The 13,555-nt window shown below is 46.0% G+C and carries 13 protein-coding genes; 9 read left to right on the forward strand and 4 right to left on the reverse strand.

Annotation, left to right across the window (positions count from 1 at the left end; translation table 11 throughout):
• Nucleotides 1-111: 111 nt before the first annotated feature.
• Together ACX1DY_RS28700 and ACX1DY_RS28705 are read right to left on the reverse strand one after the other, a co-directional pair.
• Nucleotides 112-882 carry an NAD(P)H-binding protein gene (locus ACX1DY_RS28700; RefSeq protein ID WP_458967538.1) on the reverse strand — a complete coding sequence of 257 codons (771 nt, stop codon included), beginning with the start codon at nt 880-882 and terminating at the stop codon, nt 112-114.
• Between the two features lie 19 nt (nt 883-901).
• Complete coding sequence (locus ACX1DY_RS28705; RefSeq protein WP_458967539.1) at nt 902-1,501, reverse strand: LysR family transcriptional regulator; 600 nt, start codon at nt 1,499-1,501, stop codon at nt 902-904.
• A 203-nt stretch (nt 1,502-1,704) separates the two neighbouring features.
• Between ACX1DY_RS28705 and ACX1DY_RS28710 the strand changes: the two genes are divergently transcribed.
• The 7 genes from ACX1DY_RS28710 (at nt 1,705) to ACX1DY_RS28740 (ending at nt 7,479) form a co-directional block, all read left to right on the forward strand.
• On the forward strand, nt 1,705-2,397 hold the full coding sequence (locus tag ACX1DY_RS28710) for a response regulator transcription factor (RefSeq protein ID WP_458967540.1): 693 nt from the start codon (nt 1,705-1,707) through the stop codon (nt 2,395-2,397).
• 83 nt (nt 2,398-2,480) lie between these two features.
• Nucleotides 2,481-3,404 carry an ABC transporter ATP-binding protein gene (locus ACX1DY_RS28715; protein ID WP_458967541.1) on the forward strand — a complete coding sequence of 308 codons (924 nt, stop codon included), beginning with the start codon at nt 2,481-2,483 and terminating at the stop codon, nt 3,402-3,404.
• Nucleotides 3,397-4,158, forward strand: a complete 762-nt coding sequence (locus tag ACX1DY_RS28720; RefSeq protein ID WP_458967542.1) for an ABC transporter permease — start codon at nt 3,397-3,399, stop codon at nt 4,156-4,158. Before ACX1DY_RS28715 ends, ACX1DY_RS28720 begins: the two co-directional genes overlap by 8 nt.
• A 22-nt stretch (nt 4,159-4,180) precedes the next feature.
• A complete protein-coding gene (locus tag ACX1DY_RS28725) occupies nt 4,181-5,077 on the forward strand; it encodes a sensor histidine kinase (protein WP_458967543.1) in 897 nt (298 codons plus the stop codon).
• 92 nt (nt 5,078-5,169) lie between these two features.
• Nucleotides 5,170-6,120, forward strand: coding sequence for an MBL fold metallo-hydrolase (locus tag ACX1DY_RS28730; protein WP_458967544.1), 951 nt, complete (start codon nt 5,170-5,172; stop codon nt 6,118-6,120).
• A gap of 38 nt (nt 6,121-6,158) precedes the next feature.
• Nucleotides 6,159-6,605, forward strand: coding sequence for a MarR family winged helix-turn-helix transcriptional regulator (locus ACX1DY_RS28735; RefSeq protein WP_458967545.1), 447 nt, complete (start codon nt 6,159-6,161; stop codon nt 6,603-6,605).
• 55 nt (nt 6,606-6,660) lie between these two features.
• On the forward strand, nt 6,661-7,479 hold the full coding sequence (locus ACX1DY_RS28740) for an alpha/beta fold hydrolase (RefSeq protein ID WP_458967546.1): 819 nt from the start codon (nt 6,661-6,663) through the stop codon (nt 7,477-7,479).
• A gap of 105 nt (nt 7,480-7,584) precedes the next feature.
• On the opposite strand, the gene ACX1DY_RS28745 is transcribed toward ACX1DY_RS28740, so the two are convergent.
• Nucleotides 7,585-8,178: a TetR/AcrR family transcriptional regulator gene (locus ACX1DY_RS28745; RefSeq protein WP_458967547.1), complete on the reverse strand. Its 594-nt coding sequence runs from the start codon at nt 8,176-8,178 to the stop codon at nt 7,585-7,587.
• A 153-nt stretch (nt 8,179-8,331) separates the two neighbouring features.
• On the opposite strand from ACX1DY_RS28745, the gene ACX1DY_RS28750 reads away from it, so the two are divergent.
• The gene (locus tag ACX1DY_RS28750) at nt 8,332-9,192 is read left to right on the forward strand and encodes an alpha/beta fold hydrolase (RefSeq protein ID WP_458967548.1); all 861 of its coding nucleotides are present in this window, start codon (nt 8,332-8,334) and stop codon (nt 9,190-9,192) included.
• A gap of 351 nt (nt 9,193-9,543) precedes the next feature.
• On the forward strand, nt 9,544-10,059 hold the full coding sequence (locus ACX1DY_RS28755) for a GNAT family N-acetyltransferase (RefSeq protein WP_458967549.1): 516 nt from the start codon (nt 9,544-9,546) through the stop codon (nt 10,057-10,059).
• Nucleotides 10,060-10,372: 313 nt separating this feature from the next.
• Here ACX1DY_RS28755 and ACX1DY_RS28760 read toward each other — a convergent pair whose 3' ends face one another.
• A complete protein-coding gene (locus ACX1DY_RS28760) occupies nt 10,373-13,288 on the reverse strand; it encodes an S-layer homology domain-containing protein (protein WP_458967550.1) in 2,916 nt (971 codons plus the stop codon).
• Between the last annotated feature and the right edge of the window lie 267 nt (nt 13,289-13,555).

Raw genomic sequence — 13,555 nt, forward strand, 5'->3', positions numbered from 1 at the left:
GTAGGGAGGGTTTGCCCCGAACGGGATGCATACTGCATCGAACGCTTGTGGAGATCATGTAAGACCTTTCTACAAAAAGGCAGCGATCGTCGAAACAAGAAGCCCCCGCCTCTATAGGCCGTGGGAGTATTCACATACACCATCTGTTGTTCTGGGAACCCCTAAGGCGTCAAAAATGGCGTAGTTTTCTTCATCCGTGATCGGCTCATAGGTGACATGATTGCCTGTTGCTGCATTTCCGATTTCGATAAAATCGGTGATGGTCATTAATTCAGGACCGTTAATATTTAGCACCGCTTCATGATAATCGCTTGAGGCCAGTGCGTAGGCTACGGCTTTGGCGCAATCTTTTCGTGAAATGTAAGCCATGTTGCCGTCAGCCTGGTTGTTCTTAAGCACTCCGCCGGCCTTCACAAAGGTAAAATAGTTGGTAATCATGGCTTCCGCGTATTGGGAGTTGCGAAGGGCGATATAGTCCAGACCGGTGCTGCGGATGTACTCTTCCGTATAAGCATGGTCGATTTTCTCGATACTTGGATTGGATTCGTCAGCGGCGTTTACAAGCGAAGTATAGATGACTTGCTGTACTCCGGCTTTTTTTGCGGCATCGACCACGTTTTTGTGCGCATTCTGGCGTTTCTCCCCAACAAAAGGCATGGAGATCAAAGCGACTTTATCTGCATTGGCAAAAGCTTCAGCAAGCCCGTCCGGTGAATTAAAGTTGGTTACATGCGTTTCAATTCCTTGCCCTGCATACGCTTCAAGAGCTGCCGGACTATAGGCACAAAAGATAATTTGGTCTTTGTCTACTAATTCCAATAAATATTTGGCGGCTTGCTGCCCCAGATTGCCGTCCACACCTGTTAACAATAGCTTACCCATGATTGTCGTCACTCCTTGTTCAATTGATTACACCCTCCGGCTGATAGCCGTCTTCAATCGCATGCTGCAGCATCAAATAATAGGAATTGCCGATAGCAGCCGGATTCAGCATGACAAGCGGATATTCATATAATTCATCCTTTGAGATGGATTCATGATGGAACAGAGGGTGCTGATTACTCACAGCTACGCAATACCGGCCGCTGTATAGGGTATAGGTTCGAATCTCCTCTTGTCCTGCAAACTCCGAATCAAAGGCGATGGCGACGTCATAGATGCCTTTTTGCAAATACGCCGCAACATCCTTCAGCAATACTTTATCCAGTTCAAGCTTAATGTTCGGATGGTTTTCTTTAAATGAAGGGATCAGCTTCAACAAGCTCTGGATATCCGTCATTGCGGCGTATTCAATGCTCAAGACTTGGGAGTTATACTTTTGGAAATTATCCATATTTGTTTTCATATGATTATATTGTTTCCAGAGCACCACGGCTTCTCCATAAAATAGCCATCCCGCCTTGGTCGGCTCAATCGGAATTTGTTTTCGGTCAATCAATTGGACGCCGAACTCGTCTTCGAGCGCGGCGATTTGCTGGCTGGATCGTAGTCTGCGATACAAAACTCTTCTTTGCGGTTTCCGTAAAATTTCTGCATTCGACGAGATCAATGAAATATTTGATTCTTTTAATATTCATCTTGAGCCTCCGGCTGTACAGGTTAGTTTGATTATAGCCTATCTGGAATTAGAGGCAAAAACAGTCTATCATATATGCTAAAGATTATTTGATTGATAGCTGACTACAGATAGTACAAGGAGATTAGATGGATAATTCGATAAATATTCTCGTAGCCGAGGACGATAGTGACATCAGCCGGCTGCTGTGCAGTATTATAAGAAAAAGCGGTTACGTGCCGCAGCCTGCCTTCTCCGGAACGGAGGCGCTGCTCTATCTGGAGCAACGGCAGTGGAGCATGGTGCTGCTAGATTTGATGCTGCCGGGAATGACGGGCGAGGAGCTGCTCACATGGATCCGCTCGCGGGGAGGTGTGCCAGTCATTATCATTTCGGCCAAGGGTGAGCAGCAGACCAAGGTGTCAGCGCTGCGCGGAGGTGCGGACGACTTCATTACGAAGCCTTTCGATATCGAGGAGGTATCGGCGCGAATTGATTCCCATCTGCGCCGGTATGCGCGGATTGCTCCGCCGGCTGGGCCGAACGTACTGCAGCATAAGGGACTTGTGCTCGACCACGAATCCAAAACGGTGACGGCAGAGGGGACAGAGGTTGCACTGACCGCCCGGGAGTATGAGATTCTCACATTGCTGCTATCGGCACCGAAAAAGGTATTCACAAAAGCAAATCTATACGAAGGTGTATGGGATGAACCATACTACGGAGACGATAATACGGTCAACGTCCATATGAGCAATTTGCGGAGCAAGCTTGCGAAGGCTGCGCCTGGCAGCGAATTTATTGAGACAGTATGGGGCATGGGCTATCGGCTAAAGCCTTAAGACATTCTTAAGAATTGGCTTTAGCTCCTCTTAAGTTTTCGTTTCTATACTTGGTCTATCACATAAGGGAGGCCAAGACTACGATGAGTGAATATGTATTACAAACGAATCAATTGTCTAAGAAGTTCAAAGGCAGCGTAGCGCTGGATAAAGTGAATTTGTCTATCCGCAAAGGCTCCATATATGGCTTTATTGGGCAGAATGGAGCCGGGAAATCGACGCTGATGCGCATTGTTACCGGACTTGCTTTTCCGTCCGGCGGAACGATCGAGCTGTTCGGCGCCAGCGACGAGCAGGCGTTGACCCAGGCCCGTAAGCGGATGGGCTTGATCATCGAGAGCCCCTCGCTGTTCCCCCACATGACCGCTGGAGAGAATCTGGAGGTGAACCGGCTCCTCCGGGGCATCCCCGGCAAAGACTGTGTCCCAAGGATGCTGGAATTGGTCGGACTGCAGGGAACAGGCAGGAAGAAAGTGAAGAATTTCTCGCTTGGCATGAAACAGCGGCTGGGTCTGGCGATCGCCTTGCTGGGCGATCCGGAATTTCTGATTCTGGACGAGCCGACCAACGGGCTCGATCCGATGAGTGTCATCGAGATGCGCGAGCTGCTCAAGCAGCTCAACCACGAACGGGGGATAACGATTCTGATCTCCAGCCACATTCTGAGCGAGCTGCATTTGCTGGCAAGCCATTACGGCATCATTCATCAGGGCAGGTTGCTGGAGCAGCTCACTGCACAGGAACTGAATGATAAATGCCAGCAATACGTGTATATAAAAGCGGATAATCCGGACAAGGCGGCAACGGTTATTCAGAACAAATTGGGTACCAACGATTTCGAAGTGATGCCGGATGGCGCCATCAAGCTGTATGGCTGCATCGAACAGCCAGGCAAAGTATCGTCGGCGCTATTCTCCGCAGGACTGGAGATTGAGCAGTTCATGCCGATGGGCGAAGACCTGGAGAGCTATTTCATGAAGCGGATCGGGGGTGCCGGGCATGTATAATCTGATCAGATCCGAGCTGTTCAAGCTGCGCAAGGACAGGTCATTCCGGGTACTGCTGCTCGTAACTGCCGTTCTTTCACTGGCGTATCCACTGCTCTACTATTTTGACAATAGGTCGAATGGAAATCCGCAGTTCACAGGAGCCGAGTTTCTGATCAGATTTATTGCAGGCAATGCCTATCTGATCAAATTCGGCGTAGCAGCACTGGCCGGATTCTTCATCGCCAGCGAATATTCAACAGGTGTTATGAAGACGATCGCATCGTCGGGCAACGATAGAGGACGGCTGTTCATCGCGAAGCTCATCGGATTCTCGGTCGGAGCCATGGCTCTCTCTCTAGTATTTCCGATCGTAAGTACGACCGAAGTTTCGCTGCTTGCAGGTTTCGGTCATCTGCCGGAGGGCGTTGACACGTATTTCATACCGCGGACCCTCGGACTAACACTGCTGTACACTTCAGGCTACGCAGCGATCGGGGCGCTGTTCACTGCCGTGTTCACCGAAAGCGGCAAGACGATCGGCTTCTCAATGATTTTCTTCCTAATGATTGATACAATTTTGGGGGGCTTGGGTGAGTACGTGCCATTCTTTACTACGGTAAACGATTATTCTATCTTCAAGCTGCTGGGCGATATCGGCAAGGCCACTATCGACAGCGGCGATCTGCCAGCGCTCCTGCTCGTGCCATTGCTGACGATTGTCGTAGCAGCTCTACTCGGGATTCTCGTGTTCCGCAGAAAGGAAATTAAATAATAATGAGAGGGGCGGAGGAGATTTGCTTATCATAACGCTCATATCGGTTACGGTGGCGGCTCTCCTGCTAGCCCATCTGCTGCTGCTGAGGCGGGAGCTGGGGCGGATGACGGAGCAACTGCGCCTTTATAATAAACGGACAACCGGTAAAAAAATAGACGTGACTCTATTCGACCGGAGGCTCGAAGCGCTTGCGGATCAAATTAATCGCCAATCTGATCTCGTAGTCGACGCTGAGGCCCGCAGAAGACGAACCGAGAATGAGCTGCGGCAGGCGATTGCGAACATTTCCCATGATATCCGTACTCCGCTAACCTCTATATTTGGCTATATACAACTGCTGGAAGATGAGCCTATAACGCCTGAGGAGAAGCTCGAATACCTCGCAATCGTTAAAAATCGTACGAGACGGCTTCAAGCGTTATTGAACGATTTCTTTGAGTTGTCCCTAATCGAAGCTTCGGATTATCAGCTTAAGACCGAGCGGATCGGAATGACTGTCCTCCTGTCAGACATTCTGGTCGGTTTCTACGATCAGTTCAACGAACGGAACATCACGCCGGACATCCGGCTGCCGCAGGACGCCGTAGTTGTATATGCTGATGAATCAGCCGTGCGGAGGGTCGTTGAGAATCTGATTATCAATACTGCCAAACATGCGGCCGGCCATGTGGAGATTTGCTTCGAACAACGGGGAAAGACAGCCGAATTGCGGATCGTGAACGAAGCGAAGGAATTATCCGACATTGATGTGAGATTGCTATTCGATCGCTTCTATACGGTCGACCGCACCCGATCCGCCCAAGGATCGGGACTTGGTCTTTCCATCGCCAAAAGTCTGATGGACAAGATGAACGGTACGCTGACAGCGGAGCTGCACGGAGGCAACTTAACGATGACGTGCCGTTGGAAGCTGTGACCACGAGACAGCGAATTAGCCAGAAGAAAATCATTGTCTGCCGTACCAACCAGGCATATAATGTATTTTTATGTAGGAAGGGAGAGGTGACAATGAAAAATAAAATCGAAACATTCAAGGGCTCAAAGCATTTTACGCTGAAGTACGTCGCTAATAGCGTGATTGCAGCGGTTGCAGTTCCAGGTACCGGTTCTTTGGGGAATGCAGCAATCATTGATCTGGGTGATATAACTCTTGTCGTGGATACATTCTCTACAATACAGGCGGCAGAGGATTTGAAAGCAGCCGCTGAGCACCTCACGGGAAACCCGGTATCCTACGTTATCAACACGCATTGGCACAGTGACCATACATCTGGAAATCAAGTGTTTACCCCTGCGGCTCAGATTATTTCTACATCAGCTACCCGTGAGATTATGAATACCTTTGCTAGAGACAGGTTAGCCCAATATAAGTCAAAACCGGAACAGCTCTATCAGGCTATTGATGAACTCGAAGAGAAAATACAACAAGAGACGGATGAAAAGCTAAAAAGGGAAATGGCCTGGGAAAATGCCAGTGACCGTGAGTTTATGAAGATGCTCCCTAGTCTGGTGCATACGCTGCCGACGATAACTTTTGATCAGCAGATGACCATTCATGGCAGCAAACGCAGCGTGCAGCTCATTACATTTGGCGGGGGGCACACGCAAAGTGATGCATTCGTGTACATTCCCGAAGACAAAGTTGCCGTAATAGGGGATCTGGTGCTCTCTAAGCATCACCCGGTTTTGACGTATGCCAATCCTCAGGAATGGCTGAATATTTTGGAGCAAGTCGAACTGCTGGATGTAGAAACTATCGTACCAGGGCATGGCGACGTGGGTTCATTGAAGGAGCTTCACGAAGTGAAAGGCTACATAACCGATATAATGGCAATAGTGGCCGAAACCGTTCAAAGCAAGAAAAGCATTGATGAAATCTCAGTACCGAAAATGTATCAAGACTGGTACTTTACTACCTATTTTAAGACAAATTTGAGTAAAGTTTATGACATTCACTAAATCAGAGGATTAACGAAGAGTGCGGAGTTGAAATTAGTTTGACATCAAACTATAATGGGATTATGAAAACAAGAGATGCGATATCATTGATATCAAAGATTAGAGAAAAGGTAAACCGGCTTTTTGTAGAAGAATTGTCCGCGAACGGCATAGATGGCATTGTAACTTCGCATGGGGACATCATATATTCTCTGCATAATAAGCCGAAAATGACTATGGCAGAGATTGCTGACAAGATTGGCAGGGATAAGTCCACCATTACAGCCCTTGTAGACAAATTGGTGAAGCTTGGATATGTGGCAAAAGAAAGAGATACCAAGGATACAAGGGTTGTCTATGTAACTTTAACCGGCAAGGGGGATGAATTGAAACCCATATTTGAAGCTATATCTGCAAAGGTACTGGGTGTTTTTTACATGCATATCTCAGAAAATGAAAAGAAGGAACTGACGAGAATTTTAAATAAGATTTATATGAATTTCTAATTTTTTTAGTTATATAGTTTGATGTCAAACTATATCCGATGAGGAGGAACAAATCATGAAGGATTACACAAAAATATTGCCGCAGCATATTGAAAAATATATCGGAGAAAATGATTTGTTTTTAGAGGTATTTGAGGGTGAGGCAGAAGTAACTGCAAAAAGACCCCCGCTGCTGTTCGTACACGGTGCTTACACGGGAAGCTGGATGTGGAGCAAGTACATTCCCCATTTTGTAAGTGAGGGGTGGAAATGCTATGTAATGAATATGAGAAGCCATTATAAAAGCAGGGCGATGGACATGACGAAGGTAACCTTCGAGGATTATTTGGAGGACATAAAAGAGGTTATTGCCGAGTGCAATGAACCTCCCATAGTCATCGCGTTCAGCATGGGGGGAATACTTAGTCAAAAGCTGGCCGAAACAGTTAAGCTCGCTGGGCTGATATTAATTGATACCAGTATAAGCAAGGAAGTAAATGAAATCGCGCCATATAAAGAAACAGTTGAAATTACATCGTCAACCATTTTGCCAGCCCCAGTACGTGAAGAACTTTCAAGTATTGATGAATCAGCGGATGACATTGCTTTTCAAAAGAAGTATCTGTCTATGGAATCATTAAAAGCCATTCGCGCTTGTGGTTGTTGGATCAGAGGAACAAAGGGAATTTCTATAAATGGCAGTTTGATAACTTGCCCATGCCTGGTTATTAAAGCAATATTGGAAGAAGAGGATGAAAAAAGAGGCAGGGCGACCGCGGAACAATTCAATGCCGAATATACAGGGCTGCCCAACACAACCCATACCGGCTTGCTTGTAGGACAAAGATATATTGAGGTAGTAGATAGAATAATGGACTGGTTAAGACGGTTATAAAAATTCAAAGAAAGACCATTCATACCCCAGGATGGTCTTTCTTTAGTACTTGCCTATTCAGCCAGCGCGCTGATGGATTTCTGCTCTTGTAGTACTCATGAGAGCTCATTTCAACAAGGTTCTCATAAGAATTTCCTTGGTTGGAATCTGAAATTTGTCTCCGAACATGAGCTTGAAAGAGGCTATGCCTTGTGTAGCAGAAATGAATGTTGCTGCCAATTGGAACGCATCTCCGTCTACACACTCCCCTGAACCTTGCCCCTCCTGTACAATTAAAGCTAAGTTTTGTATGGATTGAAGTTTTCTATCCAATAGTTTTTTGTTTTCTTCATCGTTATTTGTTTCAGATAATTGAGAAATTAGAATGAAATAGTAAATGCCATCTTCTTTGTTGACCGCATTCAAGAAGATTTCAGTGAACGCTTTGAGCTTCTCTCCGGCACCCACATTCATTCTATTGAGTTCTTCTGCAACGTGAGCAGATTTATCCATAGCTTCATTGGTAAGAGCGAGATATAAGTCATCTTTAGATTCATAATAATGGTAGATGAGACCGAGACTTACATTAGCGTTTTTGGCAATCTCTTTAATATTGGTTGCGGCTAACCCTTTCCGTGCGAAAAGATGCAGTCCTGATTGTTTTATTTTTTCTATCGTGACTAGTCTCATCTCGTCAAATTTATCTTTTGTTCTTGGCACAGGAAGACTCCTTTTATTGAATATATATTCAATCATAATTTTATTGCATCAGTTTGTAAATGTTTATGTTGACTGTCAGATTTTTCAGGATTATTATTGAATTAAATTTCAATCAAAAAAACACTTCGATGTAACTTAGAAGGAGGATTGCTTATGTCAAGTGTCACAAAAAAGATGAAGCAACTTGGTTCATTTACTCATTCAAACGTTGTTTCGCATGATGGGACTAAGATAGGATTTCAAAGTATTGGGCAAGGTCCGGGTGTCTTAATCATTCCTGGGGCACTGAGTACTTCAGATGATTTTACCAATATAGCTTATGAGCTATCGGAGGCATTGACCCTCCATATCATAGATCGACGAGGACGTGGCAGGAGCGGTCAGCAAGGATCAGATTACTCGATAGTCAAAGAGTGTGAGGATATTAAGGTCGTCCAAGAAGTGACAGGCGCGACTAACATTTTTGGGCACAGTTTTGGCGGACTTGCAGCTTTAGAGTTTGCGAGCACAAATTCATCGTTTAAGAAGGTTGCTGTCTACGAGCCTGGGGTTTCAATTGAATCGAAGCCTAAGGAGTGGGAATGGATCCATGAATATGAGGAAGCTTTGAAAGCAAAGGATTCCAGAGGAGCATTTACTAGCTTTGTACGAGGTGCAGGGCATACTCCTCTAAAAAATTTTCCGAATTGGTATGCAAAATTTATTCTGCGATTGGTGATCCGTGGACAAAAATGGGAGAGGATTGAGCGGTTGTTACCCGCTTGTTTAAATGAACATAAGGAGGTAAGACGGTTGGAGTCGACTTACTCCAAATATGAATCGATCGACGCAAAAGTGTTGTTGATGGAAGGTGGAAAAAGCCCGCAAGCAGTGCATCAAATGATTCGAGTATTGGAGCAGACGATCTTGCACGTTCAATCCCGGGTTTTTCCCAAACTTGATCATCTTGCACCTGAGAATAGGCATGCTCCTCAAGAAATTGCACAGTTACTGAAGGAGTTTTTTCTTGAATAAACGTTCTCATAGAACCACAATTCTAGAACGATGAGTTGGGCTTGGATTCACCAGACCTGTGCCCTTCTTGTGGGCTGAATGAAACGCGCCTTACTGGGATGAAATTTCCCAATGGGCCCTTTTTGACCAAATTTTCATGAAACCAGCTATTATAGAGGATATAGATATACTGGAGAAACAGTTGGATTTGCTGATGGAAATGGATATTAATTATTATAAGAGTGAATTCACAAGAATTGTCCTCCTCATTGAATAAAATTTGGAATAGATAAGACCAGTATACAGGGTAACCCGGTATAATGTTAGCAGACACAATATTTCCAAAAGAATCCTGGGAGGAGGCACGGACCTATGTACATAAGAACGCTGATTGCCGCCGACGCGGAGATCTACCGGCAGCTCCGGCTGCTGTCGCTGCGGAAATCCCCGGAAGCTTTTCTCAGCTCCTATGAATCGGAGTCGAAGCTATCTATAGTTACCACTAGAATCAGGCTGGAGCCGTCGGAGGAACGCTTCACGCTGGGCGCTTTCGATGACAAGGAGAAGCTTGTGGGCATGGTAACCTTTTTCCGCGAGAGCAGGCCCAAAATCAATCACAAAGCCCATGTATATTCCGTATACACTCACCCCGATGCCCGGAAGCAGGGGCTGGGCCGTCTGCTGATGCTCGAGCTGATTGGCCGGGCCAAGGCGATGCCGGGGCTGGAAATCCTTACTCTAACTTTAACCTCCACCAATCTTCCTGCCAAAAAGCTGTACGAATCTCTCGGTTTCATCTGTTATGGAACGGAGCCGAAGGCAATGAAGCTAGGGGAGGAATATCTGGACGAGGACCTGATGTGTTTGGAGCTGTTGCCCCAGCACTAAGTCTGGAGAATACAGACATAATTGCCGCTCCCGGAAGGCCCGCAATTCGGTACTTCTCTATAATTTGATCTACGTTAATCCTCCCTCAGATAATCCCTGACAGCTTGGAGTTTAAGTTCTGTTAAATGCCTTCACTTCGGTAAACCCCTGTTTGATTTCTTGGAGGATCGTCAGTTTCTCGAGTGCTGTAAACTTCCGTTGTCCCATAAAAATACTCCCCCTACAGTAACAGGTTTTTATTATTACACCTGTCTACTATATGGGGAGCATACCAGGTTGAGGCAGTTCCAAGGATTTGTAATTCGCTTGACGACTATTCTTTACTTAAGCCAATTTGGATAAAAATTTGGTGGAGCGCTTTTAAAGCTTCAAGGTATTCCTTTGTTGTTGCATCCGGGTTGTTAATTACTGCCTTTGCTTTATCAACAGCCTCCATAAGACCGTTTGCAGTTGAGCCATCTTGCAGCATTTTTTCAGCAAGTGCAACAGAATCAGGCAGCGCTGTTAATACGCTTGGAACGGTAATGGTAATTTCTTTGATTACTGCGGAAGATGTGGAGTATGGTCTCACATCCAGACTGACTTTATAGCTAACCGGGGCATCAGTACCGTTATAATTCATATACCATACATAATAGTCTCTTAAGATGTAGACATCATCGGTGACGCTTGAGGGGGCCTCATGATTCAATACAGTCACTCGCAGATCTTGCAATACTTCAGGAGCGGCCAATTGTAATGGGGTGCCCGCAATCATTGTGCCAGGCACAGTCTGGTCATGGAACGCTTGGTCAACCGTTGCAACCAGTTCAGCATAGAATGCTTCCGAGGATACGGATATCGGTACTGGATGGCTTTCCAATAGGTCCGGTTTCTTTAAAGAAATGTAGGTGGTAGTGCCGTTCACACCAAAATCCAAACCGGCAATATTAACTTCGGTAGAATTTTCGGCTACGGTTGCTGTCTTCAGCGGTTCAATATCATCCTCATTGGAGTAGATAGAAATCTTGTCACCAGGTTCAAGATCTCCCACATGTACAATGTCATTTGCACCGTCATGGTTTTCAACTCTAACGGAGTTTGGATTAATATGCGGACTCGTATTTCCTTCGTTTCCGGGATCTAGTTGAAGGTCGGATTTTGGTTCGGTATCCGTAAGCATATTCTTATCGACAAACGTAAGCTCGCCGCCGGATACATTCATATCAAAGACATACCAGTATAATTGTTTGCTGTTTGCAACGGGAATATGATAGGTCTTGACTGGAACGGCGTTATTGCCGTTGTAAATTTCTACTTTGGCTCCAGATGCGGCTAAAGTGTTCGCCTGGTCTCGTCCGTTACCACTGAAATTGTGAATATAGAAAGTATATTTGCCATCGACACGTTTGCGGATGGTAGTGGTCTCCGGACCGTAGGAATCCACGTCATCATGATCCAGATCGGCATAGAGAACACCATTATTATGATATTGTTTATTCCCAAACCAGGTATGGAAGGACTTGTTGTTTGGCGTCGGGCCAAGTAGATGTGAATCTTCATCCAGCGGCAATAAATCCCAGGTTAGTACAATCCGGATTTCGTCGCCAACAGGAATCTTAATGGCCGTGGCATCTTGTCCTGTATTCTTATGTGTGGTAAGAGAAGCACCAATCACATAAGTAGTTATGAAACCGGGTTTTGACAATTCGCCAGTGTAGATGCCGGGATTCAGATTTGCGAAATATTTACCATCTGAGTTCGTCACCACGGTTGCAGCAATCTCGCCTGTAGTTGTTCCCAGACCTTTACGGAAATGAATGGTCATATCCGCTACCGGCTTATTATCGACATCTGTAATGGTACCTTCGAAACCATATACGGTTTCCGTTACAGGATTAGGATTATTGCCTGGGTTACTACCGGGTGTGCTGCCAGGCGCGCTAACCGGTGCACTGCCTCCGGCAGCACTAGGGGTGCCAATGGTAGCCGTAGCATTATTGCCATAAGTTACATGTCCCGGAGTCTGGGCAAGAGTTGAGCCACTGACATTGATAAAGGCAGTGCCAATAGAACCGGTACCGGTTATTCTGGAAATGGCATTTAGAATCAAGGAGTTGATACTGGCTCCGCCTGTGATATCAACTCCTGTATTTCCAGCTCCCGGAGCTACTTGAAGCTCTGAGATCGAACCCGAAGTCAGGTTGACCTGGATGGAGGCTGCAAACACATCCACAGTCTCAAAGGTTCCGGCTAAGGATACCTGTGCATTCGCCGGAATAGCTGCGGAGAGATCAACCTTGCCAAAACCTCTGCCTGTGCCGCTGCCCTCTTCAAGCAAAGCTCCGGATTGCAGTGTGATCTGTTCAACCGAGCTGGCACCTTCCGTGATGATCCGGATACTTCCGTCTTTTTTATTCACGATAACGGTTACCAAGGTGGAATCTACTACATGAATACTATTTTTCCCGCCCCCGGCAATGGTTGTGGTGCCTTTGACAGTGACATTCTTGAGCGAAACGTCACCTTTGCCGACGCCTTCGCCAATTACCAGATTGCCTGTGATAATTGTGTTGCTTAGTACAACTCCAGGCGCTTCAATATATACCGAACCCTTAACTGTAGCAAGACCTGTCTCTGGGCCGTAGTTTCCAGTTTTGTCGTAAACGACCTTCTCGGAAGAACTGGCGGATTGTAGCTTCAATGCCCGGTCTAGCACACTGACTGCTTCTGCTCTGGTGGCGGTGGCCAGTGGTCTGAATTGTTGGCCGTTGCCGAGCATAAGTCCTGCTTGAGCAATGGCATTAATCTGCTTCTTGCTCCATTCATGGCCTGCTGCTGTATCGCTGAATGCGGAAGGAGCAGTTGTTTCGGAAAGCTTGAGAATAGAACCTACAATCACCGCCATTTGTTCGCGGGTGAGGGGCTGATTAGGCCGGAATGATTGATCGGGAAATCCGTTTATGTATCCTGCGGCGGTTGCTTTGGCAATGTCCGCATAAAACCAATTGGATGATTTAACATCCGTATAAGAGATTGTAGCCGTATCCGTATAACCAAAGGACTTATTGATCAAGGCTGCAAATTCTGCACGGGTAATTTTGAGATCTGGCTGAAGCGATCCATCCTGATAGCCTGTAAGAAGCCCTTGCTCCTGCCACTCTTTGAGGACGCTTTCAGCCCAATGGCCAGAAGTATCATTTGCTGAAACGGAAGTTCCGGGGGCAGCAAAAACCTGACCAAATGACATTAGATTCATGCAAATACACAACAGTACAACCAGAGTGCTCTTTCGAAGCCTATTCTTTTTTCTCACAACAACACCAGCCTTCATATAGTAATGTTCTCCTAGAAATTGATAATGTGAAGCGCTTAACCCTCCTTTGGAAATATTATACTACTACAGATAGTTAATTTCGTCTACTCAATATGTAGCATTTAGTGAAGAATAAAGTAGAATTTTGTAAAATAATAGGATGATAGATCGAGAAAAATGCGCATTTATGCAACTATTTAA

The organism is Paenibacillus sp. BAC0078, from assembly GCF_054483875.1.